Below are 22093 nucleotides of genomic sequence, written 5' to 3'. Positions count from 1 at the left end.
CTCGTGCGCATCATGGAGGATTCGGGTGTTGCCCAGTAAGAAGTATCTGCTCATCGCCATCGTCACGCTGGCGACCCTGCTGCTTGGTTTCGTGTTTTCCGGCTACCTGACCCTGTTGTTCCTGGGGTTGGACACCAAGCTGTTCACCTGGAACACGTACTACCAGTACTACCACGCCATCGGCCAGCCGCAGGTTGCGCCGTTCGTGGGCAAGATCAAGTGGGCCGGCTACGTGGGCTTCGGCCTGCCGCTGCTGGTCCTGCTGGTGACCGGTCTGGTGCTGCTGCTGAAGAAGGACAAGCGCTCGCTGCATGGCGACGCGCGCTTCGCCACCGGCGCCGACCTGTCCAGGCATGGCATGTTCAAGAAGACCGGCCAGAGCATCGTGGTCGGCAGCCATGGCGGCAAACTGGTGCGGCTGGATGGCCAGCAGTTCGTGATTCTTGCGGCACCCACCCGTTCAGGCAAGGGCGTGGGCGTGGTCATCCCGAACCTGCTGGAATACGGCGAATCGCTGGTGGTGCTGGACATCAAGCAGGAGAACTTCGACCTGACCAGCGGCTGGCGCGCCAGCCAGGGCCAGGAGATCTACCTGTTCAATCCCTTCGCCGAGGATCGGCGCACGCACCGCTGGAACCCGCTCAGCTATGTCTCCGATGATCCGGCATTCCGGGTGTCGGACCTGATGAGTATCGCCGCGATGCTGTATCCGGACGGCGCCGAGGACCAGAAGTTCTGGGTCAGCCAGGCGCGCAACGCGTTCATGGCCTTCACCCTGTACCTGTTCGAAAACTGGGACGACGAGCGCAGCAGCGGCTTCCCGGGCGGCTCGGGCACGCCGACGCTGGGTTCTGTCTACCGGTTGTCATCCGGCGATGGCACCGATCTGAAGAAGTACCTCAAGGCCTTGTCGGAGCGTTCGTTCCTCAGTGGCAACGCGCGTTCGGCGTTCGCCAACATGCTCTCCCAGGCCGACGAGACCTTCGCCTCGATCCTGGGCACCTTCAAGGAACCGCTCAACCCCTGGATCAACCCGGTGCTGGACAAGGCCACCAGCAGCAACGACTTCCTGCTGACCGACGTCCGCAAGAAGAAGATGACCATCTACATCGGCATCCAGCCGAACAAGCTGGCCGAGAGCCGCCTGATCATCAACCTGTTCTTCAGCCAGCTGATCAACCTCAACACCAAGGAACTGCCCAAGTCCAACCCGGACCTGAAGTACCAGTGCCTGCTGCTGATGGACGAATTCACCTCGATCGGCAAGGTCGAGATCATCGCCTCGGCGGTGTCCTACATGGCCGGCTACAACATCCGCCTGCTGCCGATCATCCAGAGCATGTCCCAGCTCGATGCCACCTACGGCCGGGAAGTCTCGCGAACGATCATCACCAACCACGCGCTGCAGATCCTGTACGCGCCGCGCGAGCAGCAGGACGCCAACGACTATTCGGACATGCTGGGCTACACCACCATCCGCAAGAAGAACGTCACCCACGCCCGCGAGAAGACCCACAGCTTCACCGAGGAGCGGCGGGCACTGATGCTGCCGCAGGAGCTGAAGGCGATGGGGCCGGACAAGGAAGTGTTCCTCTACGAGGGCATACCGCATCCTGTGAAATGCGACAAGATCCGTTATTACAAGGACCGCTACTTCACGTCGAGGCTGCTGCCGAAAGTCGACGTTCCCATGCTTAACGTCTAATTCACGTCGCTAAATTTGTGACGTAAATTCGTATTCATTGACGTGAAAACGTGAGTTGAGTCAAGAATTCGGCATTTGTTCATGGATTTTCAGACTTGTCTGACATGGAATTGACGCGTCGTTGTGCGACCCTGTGCATGCCGTTCAGAAATGTGTGATGGATGGCAGATGTTGTAGAGCAGGGTGGCCAGGAGTTTGTGCCATGAAACATGGATGGTTTCGACGTTGGTGAGGTATGCGGGTGTGTTGCCGGGAATGTCTGGCGGCCCCGCGACTTGGTTGGCAGCCGTTGGCTGCAGGGGAGCCGGAGTGGGTGTGCTGCCAGTCAGTGCGTCGCTCCGACTCCGGCGTGCGCGACGCAGCGCCGGACGACCAGGGGACCAATGCTCGGGACTGCTTTTTCGTACGTCAAAGTGAAGCCCGTATGAATCAGGCGTTTATCGCGAAAATGTCCATCGCCGCAGTGGCGGCGTTGATGGTGGCCGGTTGCGCCACCAAGTCCGCTCCCGATTTCGGAGGCCGCTGGAAGCCGGTGAACCGCTTTGCTGCGGCAACCACCGAGATCCCGCTGTACTCCAGCTACGTCTACCAGGCCTCGCCGATGGATGGCACGCTCAAAGCCATGCTCGAGCGCTGGGCCAAGGATTCCGGACGCACGCTGGATTACCGCCTGAGCTCGGACTTCACCCTGTACGGCGCGGTCTCCAACATCGACACCACCAACGCTCAGCAGGCCGTGATCGATCTGACGGCGGCCTATGCAGCGCAGGGCATCTCCGTCTCCATCGTTGGCAACCAGATCGTTGTGCAGAGCGCTGGCTCGACGCCGACCGCGTCGGCACAGGGCGCTGATTCCAACAGCGGCACCTGAGTCCACCTCGAAATCATCGAACGTGCCGCTCCCCGCGCCTGTCGCAGGGGTGCCACGCCCATTGATGTTTCAGCAGTACGGAAGAATCCATGTTCCGCAAGAAGGATCCCGGCAATAGTCCCAAGGTCGAGCAGTCGGTCGCCAAGGCGGTCAGCTACGAGATCACCGTGGCCGACATGGCGCGTCGCAGTGAGCGCCGTGCCTGGTGGGTCGCCACCGGCTCATTGCTGATGTCGCTGGCACTGGCTGGCGGCTACTACTACATGCTGCCGCTGAAGGAGAAGGTGCCCTTCCTGGTGATGGCCGATGCCTACACGGGTACCGCTACGGTGGCGCGCCTGAGGGGTACGTTCCAGGGCGAGACGATCACCACCAATGAGGCGGTCAACCGCAGCAATGTCGCCCAGTACGTGCTGGCGCGCGAGTCGTACGACTCCGCGGTGATGGGGTTGCGCGACTGGGAGCTGGTGTTCGTCATGTCCAGTGATGCCGTCGCCGCAAGCATGAAGCAGCGCTATGCCAGCAACAATCCGCAGAATCCGTTCGTGATGTACGGCCGGGGCAAGGCGATCAGGGTCAAGATCCTCAGCATCACCCCGCTGGGCGTGCAGGCGAACGGCAGCTTCCGTGGCGCGTCCGTGCGCATCCAGCGCAGCCTGCTCGACAAGCGCAGCGGTGCGTCGACCTATCTGGACAACCAGCTGGTCACCATGCGCTTCCAGTACAACCAGAATCTGGCGCTCTCCGAACAGGACCGCGTGCTCAATCCATTGGCGTTCCAGGTCACGGAGTACCGTGTCGACAACGACTATGCGCGCGGCGTGCCCGTGCCGGATGACGGTGCCATGCAGCAGCAGGCCCAGGATGCTGCGCAACAGGCACAGCTCGCTGCACAGCAGGCGCAGGGCATGTACGTTCCGAACAATCCGGCCGCTGCCACCACGATCGATCCCGCCACCGGTCAGCCTGTCGCAGTGCCGGCCAATGGGCAGATGCAGCCGATGCAGGGTGCGCCCATGCAGGGGCAGCCGGTCCAGGGGCAGCCGTTGCCGGGGCAGGGCGCGCCGGGACAGCCGGCAATGATGCCGGCACCGAACCATTCCACCGGAAATGCTGATGGAGCAAGCAACCGATGAGTAGTCGAAAAATCAGGGGAAGCGCGTGGGCGCTGCTGTCGTTGCTGTCGCTGGTGTTTTCCAGCGCGGCGATGGCGCAGGCAGTTGACCACTACGAGTATGAGAAGGACCGCATCTACCCGGTTCGCACCGGCCTGGGCCTCACCACCCAGATCGAGCTGAGCCCGAACGAGAAGATCCTCGACTACAGCACCGGCTTCAGCAGCGGCTGGGAACTCACCCGTCGCGAGAACGTGTTCTACCTCAAGCCGAAGAACGTCGACGTCGACACCAACATGATGGTGCGTACCGAGACCCATTCGTACATTTTCGAGCTGAAGGTCGTTGCCACCGACTGGCGCCAGCTTGAGCAGGCCCGTCGCGCCGGCGTGCAGTACAAGATCGCATTCGTCTATCCGAATGACACTGTGTTCGGCCCTGCCCAGTCGGCGGTCGAGGAGGAAGCGCAGCCGCTGCTCAGTACCGAGCTGGCCAAGGATCGCCAATACAACTTCAACTACTCCTATTCGACCAGCAAGGCCAAGAAGATGGGATGGCTGGTCCCGGTCAACGCCTACGACGATGGCCGTTTCACCTATCTGAAACTGCCCAACTCGCCCGAGTACAAGACCGGTATCTTCCCGGCCGTATTCGGTCGCGAGAAGGAGTATGGCGAGGATTTCGTGGTCAACACCACGGTTGAAGGCAATACGCTGATCGTGCACGGGACGTACCCGTACCTGGTCATCCGCCACGGCGACTTCGTCGTCGGCCTGCGAAGGAACGTGAAGAAATGAGCCAGCAGAACACTCCCGAAAACGATCCGAATTCGTCTCCGTACGGACAGGGGCCTGCGGCTCAGGAGCCATCGGCGAACCCCTACTACGGGCACGCGCAGGCAGAGGCGGCGCCGGATCTGGATGCCAGTGCCCCACAGCTTCGCTCTGCGGAAGAGCAGCGCTTGAACCGCAAGGCGCTGTTGTTCCTCGGCGGCATCCTGGTGTTGTTGCTGGCCATGGGCTTCCTGCTGCTGCGCAAGGGCAAGGAAGACGCTGAAGAAGCCAAGGCGCCGCCGCAGGTTGCACGTTCGAGCACCCCCGACCTGCCGATCATTGCACCCTCCGCGATTCGCGAGGCCGCCCGGGAAGCCGCCGAGCCCATTCCGATGCTGCCGCCACCGCCGCAGGAAACGATGGGCCCGACGTTCATTCCTCGTGCCGAACCCGAACGCGAGGTCGAGCGTGGCCCGAGTCTGCTGGATCGCCGCATTGCCGGTAGTGGTGGCGCAGGCGTGGGCACGGGCGACGCTGGCGGCCAGGCCGCAGCAGGGGACAACGACGATCCCTACATGCAGGCCACGTTGGCTGCGCTGCAGGCGCAGAACGGCAATGCTCCGCCGGCCAAGGTGCGCCGCGGGCCTGATGTGGAGGATGTGTCCAATGCTTCCTACATCCGGAGCCCCGACGCGCTGCTGGTGCGTGGCACCTATCTGCGTTGTGTACTCGAGACCCGCATCATCACCGATCTTGCAGGTTATACGTCGTGCCTGTTGACCGAGCCGGTCTACTCGATCAACGGCCGCAGCCTGCTGCTGCCCAAGGGGTCCAAGATCTATGGTGCGTACGGTGGCGGTCCCAAGGGCAAGCGCGTGGAAGTGATCTGGGATCGCATCACCACGCCCAATGGCATCGACGTGGCCATGTCCAGCCCGGGCGTGGATCAGCTGGGTGGTGCTGGTCATCCTGGCCAGTACAGCGCGCACTGGGGTAGTCGCATTGCGTCGGCGTTGATGATCAGCCTGATCGCCGACGCCTTCAAGTACGCCGCAGCCGAGCATGGTCCAGAGTCGACGACGGTTTCCAGCAATGGTTTCGCCGTTCGTTCGCCCTATGAAAGCGCCACCGCGCGCACGATGGAGCGTCTCGCCAACGAAGCCCTCACCAGTTCGAATCGCCCGCCGACTGTCACCATCAACCAGGGCACCATCGTGAACGTCTACGTCGCCAAGGACGTTGACTTCACCAACGTGCTCAACCCGCGCCGGTAACCCGAAGAACAACCATGGACGCCGAAGTGTCACCCCTCGCCCTCGTTTCCAGCGATTTCCTGCGCTATCAGTACGAAGTGCTGGGCATCGCCGAGTACATGACATCCCCGGAAGTGACGGAAATCTGCATCAACCGTCCCGGTGAGCTGTACCTGGAAACCCGGGCCGGGTGGCAGCGGGTGGACGTGCCGGGCCTGACCTTCGAGCGGGCCCGGCAGTTCTGCACCGCCGTAGTGAACGAAAGCAACACCGGCCAGCGCATCACCGATGCCGATCCGGTGGTGTCGCTCACGTTCCCCACCGGCCAGCGTGCGCAGTTCGTGATTCCACCTGCCTGTGATGCCGGCAAGGTTTCGATCACGATCCGCCTGCCGTCCAAGCACACCAAGTCGCTCACCCAGTACCACGAGGATGGTTTCTTCAACCAGATCCTGGAACAGGATGGCAGTCTGAGCGAGCAGGACCGCGAGCTGCTGGAACTGCGCCAGCAGCGCGAGTACGCAGAGTTCTTCCGTCGTGCGGTGATGTACCGCAAGAACATCGTGGTCTCCGGTGCGACCGGTAGCGGCAAGACCACCTTCATGAAAGCGCTGGTCAATCATATCCCGGACAACGAGCGCCTGGTCACGATCGAGGACGCACGCGAGCTGTTTCTGACCCAACCCAATGTGGTGCACCTGCTGTACTCCAAGGGCGGGCAGAGCACCAGCAATGTCAGCGCAAAGAGTTGCATGGAAGCCTGCCTGCGCATGAAGCCAGAACGCATCATCCTGGCCGAGCTGCGCGGTGACGAGGCGTTCTACTTCATCCGCAACTGCGCATCGGGCCACCCGGGCTCGATCACCAGTTGCCATGCCGGTAGCCCGGAGCAGACCTGGGATCAGCTGGCGCTGATGGTGAAGGCCTCGGCCGAGGGTTCGGGCCTGGAGTTCAACGTGATCAAGCGACTGTTGATGATGACCATCGACATCGTCGTGCATATCAAGGCGCATGCCGGCTCGCGCTACATCACCGGCATCGACTTCAATCCTGGGCGTGCCCAGGGGCAGGAGGGCTGACCAATGCTGCCAGGACTGGAAATGATGGCGTGCCCGGAAATGGCCGTCTCGATGGACGTGATGCAGCACGTCATCAACGTGGAATCGTCGCGCAACCCCTATGCCATCGGCGTGGTCGGCGGCGCCCTGGTGCGCCAGCCCAAGGCCCTCGACGAGGCGCTGGCCACCGTTCGCATGCTGGAGGAGAAGGGCTACAACTTCTCCATTGGCCTGGCCCAGGTCAACCGTTACAACCTGGGCAAGTACGGGCTGGATTCCTACGAGAAGGCCTTCCAGCAGTGCCCGAACCTGCAGGCTGGTTCGCGCATCCTCGCCGATTGCTACAAGCGCTCCGGTGGTGACTGGGGCAAGTCGTTCAGCTGCTACTACTCGGGCAACTTCGAGACCGGCTTCCGTCACGGGTACGTGCAGAAGATCTACGACTCGATCCGCCGCGGTCAGCAGGTCGCAAGCAACGGCGTCGCGCCGATTGACGTGGTCAGCCGCGGCGAGCGTCGGGTGGTCAGGGTCGAACATCATCCGCAGACGGCCTCGCCGGCCCAGGCACGCATCGTCGCCCAGGCCAGTGCGCCGGTGTACGTGCCGTCCAATGACCCGGCCCGGGCCTACACCGTTTACCCATCGACCGGTGCGATGGCCCGCGGCAGCCTGCTGAATATCGCCGACCAGGCGGTATCGCGCGTGGTGCTGGGCTCGGTCGATCGAATGATGCAGCCACAGGCACAGCGTGGAAACGACATGCCGCAGCAGGCTCCGCAGCCGTATCAGCAGCCTGGTGCGGCGCAGGGCGGGGCAGCCATGCCGCAACAGCTTCCCGGGATGGCTGCCGGCGCGAACGCGCCGGTGATGCTGCGCCCGTGGAATGAGCGTAACGCGCCGGCAGCGGACACCCAGAATTTCTACAACGCACCGGCGCCCCGTGCGCCGGTGCAGCAGATTCCCGCAGGGGATGCGGCCTTCGTGTTCTGACGAAGTCGTGGTGCGACCGGTCCCCCGGCTGGTCGATTCAGTTGTGTTAGTCCATCAACAAGGAAATCAATCCATGAAGCGATTCAATCTCGACCTCGTCCAGGCCCAGCGCACGCTGAAGACCATGCTGATGGCCGTCGCATTCGCCGGTGCTGTGTTCGCTCCGCAGGCCCTGGCCGGCACTGACTTCGGTGGTACCGATGGCAAGGTCTGCGGCTTCTTCTCCAACATCAACGGTCTGCTGAACATGGCCTCGATCGCCGTGGTCACGATCGCCGTGATCTTCGCCGGTTACCAGATTGCGTTTGCCCACAAGCGCATCGGTGACGTGGCCCCGATCCTCATCGGCGGTGTGCTGATCGGCGCGGCAGGCCAGATCGCGCGCATGCTGCTCGGCAAGGAGGCTGGCAGCTGCGAAAAGGTCGGTGGTGGCGACGGCGCTGGCATGGCGTTTGAAATGATCAAGCACGCCGTCCAGTACTACAGTGCATAAGAACGTCCTGTTCCGGGGATGCACGCGCCCAGCGATGTTCCTGGGCGTTCCCTACCTGCCATTTTTCATGGTGGCGGGTGGGTTGTTGCTGCTGAGCATGTACACGAACTTCTGGTTTCTGCTGACCATCCCGGTGGCCATTTTCATCATGCGGCAGATGGCCAAGCGTGACGAGATGATCTTCCGCCTGCTGGGCCTGCGCCTGATGTTCAAGCTCAAGGTGCGCAACGTGCAGGAGCATGATGGCATGTGGGTGTTCAACCCGAATCACTACCGCAACAAGCCAGCCCCCAGGGATTGAGGGCTGGATCCGGCCAGGCGGGCGTTGAGCGCCCGCCTGGCCAACTCCGCATCTTTGTCGGCAGTACCTTTTGGAAGCAGTCGTATGTTCAACCCAGATACCTCCATCAGCGAATTCATCCCCTTGTCGTCGCACGTGGCTCCGAATGTGGTGAAGACCACGGGCGGCGACTACCTGTTGACGTGGCACCTGGAAGGGCTGCCGTTCGTGGGGCGCGAAGAATGGGAGCTTGAGCATCGGCACAACACCTTCAACCGGTTGCTGCAGACGCTGCGCGCACCGGATTTCGTCAACGTTGCCTTCTGGGTGCATGACATCCGGCGCCGTCGCACCCTGAAGGGAAAGAGCTACTACAAGCAGCGCTTCAACCAGGATGTGTCCGACCAGTACATGGGCATGCTGTCCTCCCAGCGCATCATGCAGAACGAGCTGTACCTGACGATGATCTATCGCCCGGTGGTGGCGGGAAAGCGCTTCGTGGAGAAGTCCGCGAACGTGGACAAGCTGCGCGCCGAGCAGGAGCAGGCCGTCGAGAAGCTGATGGAGCTCGCCGGCAACGTCGAGGCTGTGATCCGCGACTACGCGCCTTACCGGCTCGGTATGTACGAAGCCAAGAACGGCGTGGTGTTTTCCGAAACGCTTGAGCTGTTCGGCTACCTGATCAACCGCATCGATGAGCCGGTACCGGTGCTGTCGGCGCCTGTGAAAGACTATCTTCCGGTCAGCCGTCATATGTTCTCGGCCAAGACCGGCGATTTCGTGATCAATACGCCCAATGGCGTTAACCATTTCGGCGCGATCCTGAATATCAAGGAATATGCCGAGGGGACCTATCCGGGCATCCTCAATGGTCTGAAGTATCTGGACTACGAGTACGTCATCACCCATTCGTTCAGCCCGATGGGGCGCCAGGACGCATTGAAGGTGCTGGACCGGACCAAGGGCATGATGATCTCGTCGGGCGACAAGGCGGTCAGTCAGATCGTCGAACTCGACCAGGCGATGGATCATCTGTCGTCAGGCAACTTCGTGCTGGGCGAATACCACTTCATCATCGCGGTTTATGGCGACAGCCAGGCGAAGCTGTCGCAGAACGTGGCCTCGACCCGTGCCGAGCTGTCCAACGCCGGTTTCGTGTCGACCAAGGAGGATCTGGCAGTCACCTCGTCGTTCTATTCGCAGCTGCCGGCCAACTGGCGCTTCCGCACGCGGCTGGCCAACGTCAGCTCACTGAATTTCCTGGGCCTGTCGCCGCTGCACAACTTCGCCACGGGCAAGCAGCACAACAACCCGTGGGGCGACTGCGTGACCACGCTGCAGACCACCAACGGCCAGCCGTACTACTTCAATTTCCATGCCACCCATCCATCCGAGAATTCGCTGGGTGAGAAGGCGATCGCAAACACCATGGTGATCGGCAAGTCCGGTACCGGCAAGACCGCGCTGATCAACTTCCTGCTCAGCCAGGTTCAGAAGTATGAGCCGTCACCGACCATCTTCTTCTTCGACAAGGACCGTGGTGCGGAGATCTTCGTGCGTGCCTGCGGTGGCAATTATCTGGCCCTGGAGAACGGTGCGCCGACCGGCTTCAACCCGTTCCAGTGCGAGAACAACGAAGCGAACGTGCAGTTCCTGGCCGACCTGATCAAGGTGCTGGCCGGCAAGCGCGAGTACAGCGCCCGCGAGGAAGAGGACATCTACCGTGCGGTGGAGAGCATGCTCGATACGCCGATGCATCTGCGCAGCATGACCAACTTCCAGAAGAGCCTGCCCAACATGGGCGACGACGGCCTCTATGCGCGCATGCGCCGTTGGACTTCGGGCAATTCGCTGGGTTGGGTCTTCGACAATCCGATCGATACGGTGGATCTGAGCAAGGCCAACATCATCGGCTTCGACTACACCGACATCATCGACAATCCCGAAGTGCGCGTGCCGGTCATCAATTACCTGCTGCACCGCCTGGAATCGCTGATCGACGGTCGACCGCTGATCTATGTGATGGACGAATTCTGGAAGATCCTGGACGGCGAGGGTGGCCTGAAGGAGTTCGCGAAGAACAAGCAGAAGACCATCCGTAAGCAGAACGGCCTGGGCATCTTCGCCACGCAGAGCCCGGAAGACGCGCTGAAGAGTGATATCTCCGCTGCCCTGATCGAGCAGACCGCCACGCTCATCCTGCTGCCGAACCCGAACGCCAGCAAGAGCGACTACATGGATGGCCTGAAGTTGACCGAGGCGGAGTTCAAGGTGGTCACGGCACTGGACGAGCGCTCGCGCTGCTTCCTGGTCAAGCAGGGCCATGCTTCCAGTGTCTGCCAGCTCAACCTGCGTGGCATGGACGACATCCTGTCGGTGATCTCGGCCTCGACCGACAACATCGACATCATGCATCGGGTGCTGCAGACGGCTGCAGTCCGCAATCGGATCACCGTGGACGAACTCACGCCGGAACAGTGGCTGGAGGACTTCTACAAGAACCGAAAGGGCTCTGGTAAAGCCAAGGCCTCTGCCGAAACCGATGCGGCTTGAAAGCCCTGGATCAGACAGCGCCGAATGAAATCCATTCCCCTGGAGAAGAACATGAGCATGACATCCCGAAATCACAAGCGCCACCGCGGTCTGCGTCAGAAGCGCCTGGCAGCCATCCTGCTGGGGAGCATGGTCATGTTCTCCACCACGTCGGTTTCGGCCGGTGGTTACCCTGTCTTCGACCTCAGTAATCTCATGCAGGCACTGAAGGACTTTGCCCAAGGGAAGGCGCAAATGAAGGCTGACGGGCTGGAGTACGCGGCTCAGGTAACTCGGTGGAGAAGGACGTTCCAGGAGTACCAAAATGCGCTTGTCCAGATCCAGGGCATGATCAACAACTTCGGCTTGCCGCCAGGCGCCACATTGGAGCGGGTTCCAGACGACTATATGGTCGCCGACCTCTGCCGTACGTCGGCGGGCTTCAGCGCTGGCAGCCTGCTGAAGAAGTTTGTGCTGGATACCTCCGGTGATCTCTACGCGCAGCAGCAGCAGCTGTGCGTCAACATCCAGATGATGGAAAACCGGAAGCGCAACGAGACGGTGGATTTCATCGAGAAGACCATTCCCAGCATCAACGCGTCGTTGTCTGAGATCATGGGCTGGCGAGGCGGCGCCGATGGCAATCTTGCGGGAACTCTTTCGGCCGTGAACAGTGACTCCCTGCGTACGGCAAACGATATTTCCAAGCTGCAGCAGGAGTGGGAGGCGCGCATGCGGTCCTACGACGCCTATCAGGAGTCAATGATGGCCAATCAGCGCGTGCTGGCGCGCGTGGCATTGAAGGGCAAGCCGGGCGTCATCTCGCAGCTGGTCAAGACGGCCGCATTGGAACGCGCTTTGCACGTCGACTGACGCCGCTTGGGGCAGGTGCATAGGCACCCGCTCCACGAGGTTGTCCGGTAGGGATACATCAAGGGATTGCGGAAATGATCAGGTCGATTGCCAATTTTGATTTCAATGGCGGATTCCAGGATTTGATGGGGCACGTTGCACGTGTCCAATCGATCGGGGATTTCGTGTTCTTCAAGTTCATCTTCGACTTCCTGCGAAGCAAGATAAACAAGTTCGGCATCGACATGATGGGGGAAATGATGCAGTGGGTCGGCGGCATCGCCCTCACGCTCATGACCCTGTGGGTGCTGGTGCAGGGCTTCCGCATCGTGACCGGCCGCAGCCGGGACTCAATGATGGTGCTGGTGACCAATATGGCGCGTGCGGCGTTGATCGTCAGCGCGGCCACCACGATGGGCGCTTTCGGCACCAACCTTCAGAGCTTCCTCACCCACGACGTCAAGGCAGAAATCACGAAGGTCGTGACAGGCTCGAACGAGTCACCCGAAGCTCAGATCGACAAGAGCCTGGCATGGATGCAGGTGGCGCTTTCCAGTATCGACGCCATCCAGATCATGAATGACGGGGAGCTGCTGGAGGACAAGAAGCGGGCACTGTTCTTCATCGGCATGGGCACCGCAGGTCCAGCCATCACCGCTGGTGCGATGCTGATGCTGTATGAAATCGCCATGGCGCTGTTCATCGGCTTTGGCCCCCTGTTCATCCTCTGCCTGTTGTTCGACCAGACCAAGCAGTTGTTCCAACGTTGGCTGTTCTACGGCATTGGCACGATGTTCTCTATGGCCGTACTTGCAGCGATGGTTTCCATCGCACTGGACATGGTGGTACGTGTGGCGGCCACTTTCTGGACCACAGCGCTGGTGCAGGAATTCATCCTCAAGGAAAGCATGTCCGACGGCATGACCAGCCAGGCAATGCAGCAGGGAGGCATGGGCCTGATCCTCACCGCGTTGATCCTGACTACACCCCCAATGGCAGCGATGTTCTTCCAGGGCACCCTGGGCACCTTCATGGCATATTCGCAGATAGGCGGTGGTGCCAGTGCCTCGCCGAGTGCCGATGGTCGTCCGCCGGGCATGTCGGCTCCGCCGCCGGCGCCGTCGGGAGATCGTGGTTCGGTGGGGGCGCCTGTCGCAGCAACCTCCCCTGTTGTCAATAACGCGATTGCTCCGACTCAAAGCCCAGGTATGCGAGGAAATGCAACAGGTCAATGAGTTGTGAGACTGAGGCGCCGTGAATTTTCAGAGATTCAAGACAATGGCCGATTTCAAACCTTTACGCGGTAATCCGGCGTTCGTGACTCTGACGCTGCTGTTTGCTGCACTCCTCGTTGCCAATAACGCCAATGCGGAGGGCCGATGCCCGGCCGGCCAGTACCCCATCGGCGATCAAGGGGTGGGGGGGTGTGCCCCCATCCCTGGAGCGGGGGGGGGCGCCCGTGGGGCGGAACCCGCTGGCCAGTGGCATAAGACGTGGGGTGCCATTGCTTCCTCGCCCAGCACGAACGAAGCAGGCGTGGCGACAGGGAGGGCTACGAAAGAGGATGCGGAGCGTGTCGCTCTCGAGGGATGCGGCATGCGCGCTGCTCGCGACTGCCGAGTACTCATCGCGTACCGGAACCAGTGTGCGGCTTGGGTCGTTCCTCAGAGCCAAGGCAATGGGGCGCGTGGTGGCGTTGCGAGCGGTAAAGACTTGAAGGAAGCCATTGCGCAGGCACAAAAGATCTGCGTGGATCCGGCTGGAACGCAATGCAAAGTCGCCTACTCAGCGTGTTCTGAGCCGGTCTATGAGGCGTTCTAGCTAAAGGATCCTGACAGCCAGTGCTTGGAGCGTGTTGATTGCTCAGGGCAACGGCTTGGGCAAGCTTCGACATGCCGACGTGAAGGCGATATTGGTGCGACGGCGTCTATGTGATCGACAGTAACTTGCTGTGCCCCGGCTCTACTTCAACTGGGTGATTTACTTCAGTCGAGCCTGCGTTGATGCACAGTCTGACGCGATTGACCTTGAGCGTTCAGCGTGGCTGCGCCACCATCGGGCTTGCAGCGCACTCCGGTTGGAATCGCCGAGTTCTCCAATGATCTTGTACCCGGCCAGTCCGGGCCTGTGTTTGCTCTGCGAAGCCTTCCCAACCCGGGAGGCAAGTTTGGGCAACGATCATCTGCTCAGGCCGTCCCGCCTCTCACAATGGGCAGCAAAGGAATGAGTCTCCCCATGAAACGAATCCACCTCGCTTTTCTCCCGTGTCTGCTGATTGCAGGCCTGCCGCCGTTCACCGCGCTTGCCGAAGGCAACTGCCCGCAGGGCATGTATCCCATCGGTGGCCAGGGTGTACAGGGCTGTGCGCCCATTCCGGTAAGCAGCTCAGGATCCCCGTACAACAATCGCCCCAACTGGGCGCAGACCGTGCGCGGCGTGGCGATGGATGCCCGCGGCGATACCTTCATCAGCAACTCGATGCGCTCACGGGGCAAGGCCAAGCGTGCATCCATGAAGGAGTGCAAGGAGTTCGGGAAAGGCGAATGTACGTTGGCGACCCTGTTCCAGGCGCAATGCGTGGCGGTCGCCCACGCGGGCCTGGGCACTGAAACCACCAGCGTCGCCACCGCCATGTCCGAACAGGGAGCGGTCATTGTCGCGATGCAGCAATGCAACGCGAAGGCGGCATGGAAGCAGCTGCCGCAGGGACAATGCGGGATCGCCAGAACGGCCTGCACGGCGGATCTGTTCATCAGGTAAGGCGCCATTCACGCTAAGCCCCGTTTTCTGTGATCAATTCCGCTTTTCGATTTCCTCGCACTTCGACGCGGCAGAACGCCTCGCGGTAAGCTCCCCACGCGTCATGAAAATGACGCGCCAGTGCCGCCGAATGCAGGGGTTCTTCCGTCCAATGAGGACGCTGTCAGCCCCTGCGTCGGGTGACGCTCGCCATCATCGCGGTCTTGCCGTACGCAAGGCTATGATTCCTGTCCGCGCAGGCGCGGATAAGCCGGAACGCGTTCCGGCTGGGCAGGGAGGCGGGTATCGGCATGACCACATTGAAGGAGTGGGAGGGGATGGAAGACAGGGTTGGCGCACACATGGACGATGCCCTGGCATTTGTTCCGTCCGGTGCGAACCTGCTGGAAGCCGTAAGGGGCGAACTCAACGGCGATGGCATCGAGTATCAGCTGCTGGTCATCGACCAGCCGACGCCGGAAGGGCTGGTGCCCGGCCAGCACGGGCCAAACCGGGTGCTGCTGTTGCTGCGCGGTGATGGGCGCGGGCGCTGGCAGCTGGCCGCGCGCAACGACAAGCTGGTGCCGTGTTCCACCCGAGGTGGCCTGGCCGGCGACCCTTTTGCGTATGCAATGGTCGAGAAGGGCACCTTCAGCGTGATCACCAACGGCGGTAGCCGCGAGCGCTGGAGCAGCACCTACCGGTTCCGCTATGCGCCCGCGGACAAGGCCTGCTGGGTTGACGGGGTGAGACGCAAGGTCGTGGATATCGAGACCGAAGCGACCAACATCCGGGATTACTCGGCGGCGGAGCTGGGCAGGGTGAGGTTCGAGGACTTCGACCCATCCAGTGTTGCCGAGGTGTCGCTTCCATGAGCCAAGCTCCAACCGGCGGAAGGGAATCCGCGCTGATGAAGATTCAGGAGTTGCACTGTGTCGACCGATAGAGAGTCGCAGCTGTTGCGACAGGCGACCAAAGCCGGCATCGACTCCCCGCTTGAACTGGCCAATTTCATGGCCCAGGCAGGGCACGAGTCGCGCGGCTTGAGCCGGCTCAACGAGAGCTTCAACTTCACCCGGGGAATCTCGCAGATCCCGGTGGAGGCTGCGTGGCGCAATGGCAACGCCGCGTTGGAGAGTGCCCGCCAGGAAGCGCTGCGTGGTCGCCCGGAAAACCTGGCTGAGCTGATGTACGGCGGGCGCATGGGCAACGACGCGCCTGGTGACGCGCTGAAGTACCACGGCCGCGGCTATCTGCCATTGGTCGGCAAGGAGAATTACGAGCGTGCCGGCAAGGCGCTGGATCTGGACCTGGTGAATCACCCGGAGCTGGCAGCGCAGCCCGAGCACGCAGGCCGTATTGCCGTATGGCAGTGGCAGACACGGGTGCCGGAGGGGGCGCGCCATGATGTGCGCGAAGCAACTTATGCGCTCAACGGCGCGCTCAATGGCATCGAGGCGCGCCGGCAACGATTTGAGGTCTGGCAGCAGAAGTTGACGCCGGACGTGATGGCGCGACTGGATCGCGGCGAAGTCGGTGCGCCGGCGCAGACCGTTGCACGCGACATGTCGCATGCCGGTGAGCCCGGCAACGCATTGTTCGAGGATGCGCGCCGGCACCTGCAGCAGATGGGGCCACAAAGTGGACTGCGCAGTGCACAGGAGCTCGACAATACCGCTGGCGCATTGGCGCTGGGCGCGCAGAAGGCCGGCCTGTCGCGCATCGATCATCTGCTGGCGGGCAACGACGGCCGTACGCTGTTTGCAGTGCAGGGCGCGCTGGGTGATCCGGCCATGCTGCGTGCGTCTGTTGACCGGGAGCAGGCCTCCCAGCAGCCACTGGCGCAGAGCAGCCAGCAGTTGGCGGCCAGCGTTGCGCAGCAGGATCCGATGGCCGCGCTCGCCCGCGAGCAGGAGCAGCGTTCCCGATCCCTGTAGCACTTGGTGCCGACGGGCAGGGTGCCCGCCGTTGTTTTGCTTACGACGCGTGGCGCCCTGTGGCGCCGACATGGAAACCCACCCGTAAGGACACCACATGCGAATCGTTCCCTTGAATGCCCTGCAGGCCGCTGCCCGCTGCAATGCATCCGCGCGCCGCCTGCCGCCGCTCTGGCTGCTGTCACTTGGACTTGCCGCAGCCTCGGCACAGGCTCAGGAGACAGCGCCGCCGGTCGCGGAAACGCACGCCACGGCACAGGCGATCGCTGATGCGCCTGCAGGGACGGCACCGCCTGCCACCGTCGAGCGAACCGTTCCGGCGGTAGCACCCGCACCGCCCGCATTGGCCATCGTTCCATTGCCGCCAGAGCGGGCGACCGAGCGGGCGCTCGGTGCGCGCTGCCCGGTGGATCTGGCCGGGCGACTGGCGACCCAGGGCGACCTGCTGACCGGCGCCTGCCAGGGCACCATGCCGGCGCATCTGGCCGCTCTGCTGGTCGCGCTGCCCGAGCAGGACATCCACCTGCCGCGCAACTGGCGCGAGCGAGAGGTACAGCAGAAGGCCTGGTTCAAGGCGGTGCCTGGGTACGGCCAGCGCCCGGACTTCATCGTGCGGATGGGCGACGTCTGGGTGCGCTCGCTGGAAGGGCGCGATGCCGACAGCACGTTCTACCTGGTGTCCGCGCCGTTCACCTGCAGCGACCAGGTCGCCAACCGCGATGAGTTCAGCGCGGAGCCGGTACGTGTGCCAGCGGGCAACTGCCGCGAGGCGTATGTGGGCCAGCGTGTCTACCAGGTGCGTGGCGATGCGCCGCCGAGGGATGTTACCGCCGAGGCGATGCCGGCCATGCCACAGGTGACCGAGGCGGATCGCGCACGCCAGCTGGCGCGTGGGGGCAGGATCACGCTGGATCACAGCAAGCTGCAGTTCGGGCCGGCCATGCGTTGGTTCGTGCAGTATCCGGAGACGGTGCCGAAGGGTGGGGCGCGTGCGTTCAGTGACTGGAACCGCGAGCATCTCGCCTTCGTGGTCTGGACCGGCGATCGCTTCGAGTTGCGCGACAAGGTCCCGCGCAGCCAGTGGCCGTGTGATCCGGTCGCGCCGGGCGATCGCGCCTGCGGCGGCTTCCCGGATTCCGGGCCGGATCTGTTCGTGACCGCCAGTGCATCTGCGCCGGTCGCGGCCACCAGCCCCTGAGTCACGGTGCTGAGGCGGGAGCCGGAATGACCGGCTCCCGCGCTGTCCATCAGGCCTGCAGGCTGCGGGTCTGATGCTGCTGCTGTTCCAGCTGTTGGTCGCGCTCCAGCGCAAGGCGCTGGCCTGCAGCCTGCTGGTCGATGCGCTGGCTGCTCTGTTCCAGCGGCGTGTTCATCGCCACTGCCGTATCCACCGACACGCGAAGGTGGGCGGGGTCACCGCCCTGGCCCTGCACGGCGAAGCTGCGCGAGGCATCGGCGTTCATCACCACTTCGTCGATGCGCTTGCCGCCTGCAGCGTGCATCTCCGCCGCCAGGCTGCCCGCCAGCTGCGTACTCATCACGTCCGGCACGCGGCCAACGCGCACGTCATGTGCGTGCACGCCGCGAATCGCGTCGTTGAACAGCGGGTTGCCCAGATGGTTGGCATCGTCCATGCGCAGCATGCTGGTGTGATGGCCATTCTTCTCCGCTTCGCGGCGTGCCGGTTCACCGGGCTGCAGCGGGCCGCGGATGTGGTCGTACAGATCGATGGCGCCGCCCGGGATGCCGCGTGCAGCGCGGGTGACGCCGCGACGCAGTGACTCGACGTCGTCGCGATACTCCTCGATCATCTTGGCGTTGTCTTTCGCCAGCTTCTGCGTTTCGGGGTGCTTCAGCACCGAGCCTTCGTTGAGGAAGTTGCCCAGTTTGTGCGCGCCGAACGAGCTGGTCGCCGCAATGATCGGCCGGTCCGGAATCAGATCACGCAGGGCGTGATTGCTGAAGCCGTTTGCCGCGAGCGTCTTGATCTCGTCGGGCTTGGCATAGATGCGTACCTGGCCGAAATGCGGTGACGCGGCGCTGACCGGATCGGAGGCCATGACGTGGTTGATCATGGTGTTGCCGCCTTCCGGAATGCGGTAGCTGAGGCTGACCGCGCCGTAGGCATTGAATGTCTCGCCCTTGACGTTGAAGTGGTGCGAGGTGATCTGGGCAAGAGCGCCGCCGAGGGAGTGACCGGTGACGGTGACCTGGGGCGCGGGCACACCGTTCAAGCGGGATTGAAGCGCGGCGCCTTCGAGCGTCCTCTGTGTCAAAGCAATCGCGTCAGGCGCCTGCACGTTGGTGCGCGCAACCACCATGCCGCCGTCGGTCAGAATCGCATCGCGAGCGATCTGCTCGGTGCCACGATGCGCAATGACGATCTCTTTGGTGTCTACGCGCTGATAGACGGTGCCCTGATAGCCGTTGAGACGATTGTTGACATGCTCAAGTATCTTGTACTCATGGCCGTTTAACGTGACTTTTTCTTCTTGGCCGGGTTCACGTCGGCCGACGGCCCGATCCTTGTAGGCGTCATTGGATAACGCGGCGTAGTCCTGAGAGGTGATGGTCACGGCGCGACCTCACTTGCGGAGAGGGTGATCGTAAACAGCTTGTCCTGCAGATCAGCGGCGTAGTTGCTGCGATCGGGCTCGCCACTGGCTGGGAAGTTGGGAACGCGATCTGCCTTCGGATAGACCAGATCCGGATAGTAGAGCGTATGGGCGCCACCTTCGGTCAGCGGCTTGGCGTCGACGAAGGTGAGGAAGCGGGTCTCTTCTTCGGCACCCGTCGCCTTCAGCATTGCCCCGGCACCGGTGAACTCCCACTTGCAGACGCCACGACCGTAGTAGTCCTCATCCAGCATGCGGTCCACATATAGCGTGCCGCGGTACTCGCCCTCAGCGACCTTGCGCAGCTCCACCGGTTCCTGGCTGGTGATACGTGCAGCTGTGCCGGTGGCCGGCTCGATGTGGCCGCACTGATCCTCGTTGGTGACGTCGTACTGCGCTACGCCCTTGACCAGTGCGAAATCGCCGGGGGCATCCTTCAGGCGCAGCACCAGCTCATAGGCCTTGCGCGGGGTGGGGTTGAGCTTGGCGAGGCCGCGCCCGCCCTGGGCGACATCGGCTTCAGCAGCGGCACGTTCCTGGTTCATGGCGGTCTCCGGGTTGCAGGCGGTCAATAGAAGCAGAGCAAGGCACGGAATCATCTTGTGGCGCAATGTCGGCCTCCTTGAGGGTAGGGGTTGTTGAACTGGCAGCTCATGGCACGAGCTTCTGCACAGTGGTGGTGGTTGAGAACAGCGCGTCGCGCAGATCTTCGCTGTACCCCGACGGATCTTCCTCGCCACTGGCGCCAAAGTTGGCGACAGTGTCGGCGCGCGGATAGATAAGGTTTGGGTAATAAAGCGTAAGAGGTGAGTCGCTCTCCATGCGCTCCTTGTCGACGAACGTAAGGAATCGCGTATCCGCCTCGCCGGTCGTAGCGCGCAACATCGCACCGACACCCGTCAACGTCCAATGGCAGACGCCACGCCCGTAGTAATCCTCGTCCTGCATGCGGTCGAGGTAGAACGTACCGCGGTATTCGTTCTCGTCGACCTTGTGTAGTTCCACCAACTCCTGGCTGGTGATACGGCTGGCGGTACCGGTCGCCCACAGGACCCGGCCGCAGTCCCTGTGGTTGCTGACGTCGTACTGGGCAACGCCCTCGACCACCGCGAAGGGACCGGGGGCATCCTTCAGTGTCAGCACCAGCTCGTAGCCCTGCTGCGGCGACGGGTTGAGCTTGGCCAGGCCGCGTCCACCTGCGGCGACGTCACGCTCTGCGTCCGCGTAAGGCGAGCAGGCCGTCAGCGCCATCAAGAGGCCCATCGGTACCAGATGGCGTCCATCGCGTGTCGGCGTGGCTACATCCATGGCGGCATCCTGCATCGTGCGTCCGTGTCCATATATCCTTCCCTGGTGACAGGTTTATCGATTATGGAGTGTTCTGGAAACTTGGCGCCAGCTACGGCAAGGTGTCCGCGACGGAATTTTGACGCATTCAGCGTTCGGGAGCGTCGCCGAATCGATTGCGGCACAGGCGATTCGGGGTCGGCCAGGCGATTGCGCTTCGCGTTCGACATTTCGCCGTCAATTTGTGACAACGGTCGCCAATTCACGCGACTCTCACGCAAGCGAGCATTACGCCATGAACTACACCATCCGTGCCGAAGCCATTGATGATCACGCCACCCTCCATGCACTCACCGAGGCCGCGTTCCGGAACGCTGCGCACAGCAGCCGTACCGAGCAGTTCATCGTCGACGCCCTGCGCGCGCGCGGGGAGCTGAGCGTTTCGCTGGTGGCCGAGATGGACGGGAAGGTGATCGGCCATGTGGCGGTGTCGCCGGTGACGATCAGCGATGGCAGCACGGGCTGGTTTGGCCTGGGGCCGATTTCGGTATTGCCCGCCTGGCAGGGGCAGGGCATCGGTGCGGCCCTGATGCATGCCGCACTTGAAGCACTGCGTCAGCAGGGCGCACATGGCTGTGTATTGCTGGGCGAGCCGGCCTATTACGGTCGCTTCGGCTTCTGTGCCGAGCCGGGCCTGGTGCTGCCGGGTGTGCCGCCGGAGTACTTCCAGGCACTTTGCCTGCAGCCTCCGTTGGCACAGGGCGAAGTGCAGTACTCACCGGCCTTCGAGGCGACGGCCTGATCCGGGCCTGGCACGTTTCTGCTCAGGGCGCGCGCCAGACGGTCGGTTCGGGTTGCGGCTTCGGAATGCGGTAACCGCCGATGTGTTCAAGCAGTTCATTGGTACGGCGCTGCTCGACCAGTACTTCACGCAGCAGGTTGCGCACGGCGAAGATGGCGAACGGCACCAGGATCCAGACCAGGCTGATGCCCAGCGCAAACAGGGTCAACAGGGCTTTTGCACCATCCATGCGGCATTCCTTGGTCGAAAGCAGCCACGCTAGCACGTGGCTGCTGCCGACGGATGTCAGCCGTTGTGCCGAAGGTGGATCAGCGGATACGGACGGCCTTGCGAATCCAGCGGTGAACGTCCGGTTTCGACGAAGCCCATGCGCAGGTAGAAGCCGACGGCCTGTGCGTTCTGTTCGTTGACGTCAGTACTCAGCTGCGGATGCTGGGTCAGAGCGTGCTGCAGCAGTTGCCGGCCGATGCCGGTGCCACGTACGTCCGGATCGATGAACAGCGCTTCCATGTGCGTGCCATCGATCAGCATGAAGCCCAGCGGCCGATCCTGCGCATCGACAGCAACGGTCATCGGCGCCTGCGGCAGGAAACCGGCGACTTCGGCATCGATGGCCTGGCGGTCTTCGGCACTGAGGAAGTCGTGGGTGGCGTCGACGGCGCGGCGCCAGAGGTCGACAAGAGCGGCGCCGTCGTCGGCGCGAGAGGGGCGGAGGGTGGTCATGGGTTCGCCAAGGTGCTTGCAAAGAGTGCGTAGTATGGCGCGTCCCGATCCAGCGCGCAGATGTGGAT

23 protein-coding genes are annotated in these 22093 nt (G+C 62.5%); 18 read left to right on the top strand and 5 right to left on the bottom strand.

The genetic code is table 11. From position 1 onward, the window contains the following. Positions 1–25: 25 nt before the first annotated feature. From AC5P60_RS17105 to AC5P60_RS17025, 17 genes are all read left to right on the top strand, one after another. Positions 26–1705 carry a type IV secretory system conjugative DNA transfer family protein gene (locus tag AC5P60_RS17105; RefSeq protein WP_005410127.1) on the top strand — a complete coding sequence of 560 codons (1680 nt, stop codon included), beginning with the start codon at positions 26–28 and terminating at the stop codon, positions 1703–1705. A 424-nt stretch (positions 1706–2129) separates the two neighbouring features. Beyond that, positions 2130–2576, top strand: a complete 447-nt coding sequence (locus AC5P60_RS17100) for a hypothetical protein (RefSeq protein ID WP_012480646.1) — start codon at positions 2130–2132, stop codon at positions 2574–2576. Between the two features lie 89 nt (positions 2577–2665). Beyond that, a complete protein-coding gene (locus AC5P60_RS17095) occupies positions 2666–3712 on the top strand; it encodes a VirB8 family type IV secretion system protein (protein WP_483693787.1) in 1047 nt (348 codons plus the stop codon). Beyond that, a complete protein-coding gene (locus tag AC5P60_RS17090; protein ID WP_012480644.1) occupies positions 3709–4488 on the top strand; it encodes a TrbG/VirB9 family P-type conjugative transfer protein in 780 nt (259 codons plus the stop codon). The genes AC5P60_RS17095 and AC5P60_RS17090 overlap by 4 nt, the downstream gene beginning before the upstream one ends. Next, positions 4485–5738, top strand: coding sequence for a TraB/TrbI/VirB10 family type IV secretion system protein (locus tag AC5P60_RS17085; RefSeq protein WP_483693788.1), 1254 nt, complete (start codon positions 4485–4487; stop codon positions 5736–5738). Before AC5P60_RS17090 ends, AC5P60_RS17085 begins: the two co-directional genes overlap by 4 nt. 14 nt (positions 5739–5752) lie before the next feature. Next, entirely contained in the window at positions 5753–6796 is a 1044-nt protein-coding gene (gene virB11 / locus AC5P60_RS17080; RefSeq protein WP_012480642.1) for a P-type DNA transfer ATPase VirB11, read from the top strand. Positions 6797–6799: 3 nt separating this feature from the next. Then, entirely contained in the window at positions 6800–7765 is a 966-nt protein-coding gene (locus AC5P60_RS17075) for a lytic transglycosylase domain-containing protein (protein ID WP_012480641.1), read from the top strand. Between the two features lie 73 nt (positions 7766–7838). Next, positions 7839–8258 carry a TrbC/VirB2 family protein gene (locus AC5P60_RS17070; RefSeq protein ID WP_012480640.1) on the top strand — a complete coding sequence of 140 codons (420 nt, stop codon included), beginning with the start codon at positions 7839–7841 and terminating at the stop codon, positions 8256–8258. After that, a complete protein-coding gene (locus AC5P60_RS17065; RefSeq protein WP_012480639.1) occupies positions 8251–8559 on the top strand; it encodes a VirB3 family type IV secretion system protein in 309 nt (102 codons plus the stop codon). Before AC5P60_RS17070 ends, AC5P60_RS17065 begins: the two co-directional genes overlap by 8 nt. Positions 8560–8643: 84 nt before the next feature. Continuing rightward, entirely contained in the window at positions 8644–11091 is a 2448-nt protein-coding gene (locus AC5P60_RS17060) for a VirB4 family type IV secretion/conjugal transfer ATPase (protein ID WP_024958424.1), read from the top strand. Between the two features lie 51 nt (positions 11092–11142). Further along, entirely contained in the window at positions 11143–11943 is an 801-nt protein-coding gene (locus AC5P60_RS17055; RefSeq protein WP_123958716.1) for a hypothetical protein, read from the top strand. A gap of 74 nt (positions 11944–12017) precedes the next feature. After that, positions 12018–13157 carry a TrbL/VirB6 family protein gene (locus AC5P60_RS17050; protein WP_049402204.1) on the top strand — a complete coding sequence of 380 codons (1140 nt, stop codon included), beginning with the start codon at positions 12018–12020 and terminating at the stop codon, positions 13155–13157. A 43-nt stretch (positions 13158–13200) separates the two neighbouring features. Then, a complete protein-coding gene (locus tag AC5P60_RS17045; protein WP_080240965.1) occupies positions 13201–13743 on the top strand; it encodes a DUF4189 domain-containing protein in 543 nt (180 codons plus the stop codon). 387 nt (positions 13744–14130) lie between these two features. After that, entirely contained in the window at positions 14131–14682 is a 552-nt protein-coding gene (locus AC5P60_RS17040) for a DUF4189 domain-containing protein (RefSeq protein ID WP_483693790.1), read from the top strand. A gap of 317 nt (positions 14683–14999) precedes the next feature. Beyond that, on the top strand, positions 15000–15536 hold the full coding sequence (locus AC5P60_RS17035) for a hypothetical protein (RefSeq protein ID WP_005410114.1): 537 nt from the start codon (positions 15000–15002) through the stop codon (positions 15534–15536). 57 nt (positions 15537–15593) lie between these two features. Continuing rightward, the gene (locus AC5P60_RS17030) at positions 15594–16598 is read left to right on the top strand and encodes an XVIPCD domain-containing protein (RefSeq protein ID WP_099490479.1); all 1005 of its coding nucleotides are present in this window, start codon (positions 15594–15596) and stop codon (positions 16596–16598) included. A 97-nt stretch (positions 16599–16695) separates the two neighbouring features. After that, positions 16696–17796 carry a hypothetical protein gene (locus AC5P60_RS17025; RefSeq protein WP_483693792.1) on the top strand — a complete coding sequence of 367 codons (1101 nt, stop codon included), beginning with the start codon at positions 16696–16698 and terminating at the stop codon, positions 17794–17796. A gap of 49 nt (positions 17797–17845) precedes the next feature. Here the strand turns inward: AC5P60_RS17025 and AC5P60_RS17020 are convergent, their stop codons facing one another. Genes AC5P60_RS17020 through AC5P60_RS17010 form a run of 3 tightly spaced genes read right to left on the bottom strand, consistent with a single transcriptional unit; the run spans position 17846 to position 20521 of the window. Beyond that, a complete protein-coding gene (locus AC5P60_RS17020; RefSeq protein ID WP_005410111.1) occupies positions 17846–19174 on the bottom strand; it encodes an XVIPCD domain-containing protein in 1329 nt (442 codons plus the stop codon). Further along, positions 19171–19824 carry a hypothetical protein gene (locus tag AC5P60_RS17015; protein WP_012480629.1) on the bottom strand — a complete coding sequence of 218 codons (654 nt, stop codon included), beginning with the start codon at positions 19822–19824 and terminating at the stop codon, positions 19171–19173. The genes AC5P60_RS17020 and AC5P60_RS17015 overlap by 4 nt, the downstream gene beginning before the upstream one ends. Positions 19825–19864: 40 nt before the next feature. Then, a complete protein-coding gene (locus AC5P60_RS17010) occupies positions 19865–20521 on the bottom strand; it encodes a hypothetical protein (protein WP_062607457.1) in 657 nt (218 codons plus the stop codon). Positions 20522–20795: 274 nt separating this feature from the next. Between AC5P60_RS17010 and AC5P60_RS17005 the strand changes: the two genes are divergently transcribed. Beyond that, positions 20796–21302, top strand: a complete 507-nt coding sequence (locus AC5P60_RS17005) for a GNAT family N-acetyltransferase (protein WP_012480627.1) — start codon at positions 20796–20798, stop codon at positions 21300–21302. 22 nt (positions 21303–21324) lie between these two features. Here AC5P60_RS17005 and AC5P60_RS17000 read toward each other — a convergent pair whose 3' ends face one another. Together AC5P60_RS17000 and AC5P60_RS16995 are read right to left on the bottom strand one after the other, a co-directional pair. Beyond that, on the bottom strand, positions 21325–21531 hold the full coding sequence (locus tag AC5P60_RS17000) for a hypothetical protein (RefSeq protein ID WP_005410107.1): 207 nt from the start codon (positions 21529–21531) through the stop codon (positions 21325–21327). Positions 21532–21587: 56 nt separating this feature from the next. Then, positions 21588–22025 carry an acetyltransferase gene (locus AC5P60_RS16995; protein WP_012480626.1) on the bottom strand — a complete coding sequence of 146 codons (438 nt, stop codon included), beginning with the start codon at positions 22023–22025 and terminating at the stop codon, positions 21588–21590. Positions 22026–22093: the final 68 nt, after the last annotated feature.

It is taken from the genome of Stenotrophomonas sp. YJH_SMC_120 (assembly GCF_059368675.1).
This window is presented reverse-complemented; position numbering and strand designations above follow the sequence as displayed.

Bases quoted from the DNA above. Each gene is read 5' to 3' on its own strand.
- AC5P60_RS17045 (WP_080240965.1), top strand. From the start codon at position 13,201: ATGGCCGATTTCAAACCTTTACGCGGTAATCCGGCGTTCGTGACTCTG.
- AC5P60_RS17055 (WP_123958716.1), top strand. From the start codon at position 11,143: ATGAGCATGACATCCCGAAATCACAAGCGCCACCGCGGTCTGCGTCAG.
- AC5P60_RS17005 (WP_012480627.1), top strand. From the start codon at position 20,796: ATGAACTACACCATCCGTGCCGAAGCCATTGATGATCACGCCACCCTC.
- AC5P60_RS17085 (WP_483693788.1), top strand. From the start codon at position 4,485: ATGAGCCAGCAGAACACTCCCGAAAACGATCCGAATTCGTCTCCGTAC.
- AC5P60_RS17040 (WP_483693790.1), top strand. From the start codon at position 14,131: ATGGGCAGCAAAGGAATGAGTCTCCCCATGAAACGAATCCACCTCGCT.
- AC5P60_RS17070 (WP_012480640.1), top strand. From the start codon at position 7,839: ATGAAGCGATTCAATCTCGACCTCGTCCAGGCCCAGCGCACGCTGAAG.
- AC5P60_RS17090 (WP_012480644.1), top strand. From the start codon at position 3,709: ATGAGTAGTCGAAAAATCAGGGGAAGCGCGTGGGCGCTGCTGTCGTTG.
- AC5P60_RS17010 (WP_062607457.1), bottom strand. From the start codon at position 20,521: ATGGATGTAGCCACGCCGACACGCGATGGACGCCATCTGGTACCGATG.
- AC5P60_RS17025 (WP_483693792.1), top strand. From the start codon at position 16,696: ATGCGAATCGTTCCCTTGAATGCCCTGCAGGCCGCTGCCCGCTGCAAT.
- AC5P60_RS17075 (WP_012480641.1), top strand. From the start codon at position 6,800: ATGCTGCCAGGACTGGAAATGATGGCGTGCCCGGAAATGGCCGTCTCG.
- AC5P60_RS17050 (WP_049402204.1), top strand. From the start codon at position 12,018: ATGATCAGGTCGATTGCCAATTTTGATTTCAATGGCGGATTCCAGGAT.
- AC5P60_RS17100 (WP_012480646.1), top strand. From the start codon at position 2,130: ATGAATCAGGCGTTTATCGCGAAAATGTCCATCGCCGCAGTGGCGGCG.
- virB11 (WP_012480642.1), top strand. From the start codon at position 5,753: ATGGACGCCGAAGTGTCACCCCTCGCCCTCGTTTCCAGCGATTTCCTG.
- AC5P60_RS17000 (WP_005410107.1), bottom strand. From the start codon at position 21,531: ATGGATGGTGCAAAAGCCCTGTTGACCCTGTTTGCGCTGGGCATCAGC.
- AC5P60_RS17035 (WP_005410114.1), top strand. From the start codon at position 15,000: ATGGAAGACAGGGTTGGCGCACACATGGACGATGCCCTGGCATTTGTT.
- AC5P60_RS17095 (WP_483693787.1), top strand. From the start codon at position 2,666: ATGTTCCGCAAGAAGGATCCCGGCAATAGTCCCAAGGTCGAGCAGTCG.
- AC5P60_RS16995 (WP_012480626.1), bottom strand. From the start codon at position 22,025: ATGACCACCCTCCGCCCCTCTCGCGCCGACGACGGCGCCGCTCTTGTC.
- AC5P60_RS17060 (WP_024958424.1), top strand. From the start codon at position 8,644: ATGTTCAACCCAGATACCTCCATCAGCGAATTCATCCCCTTGTCGTCG.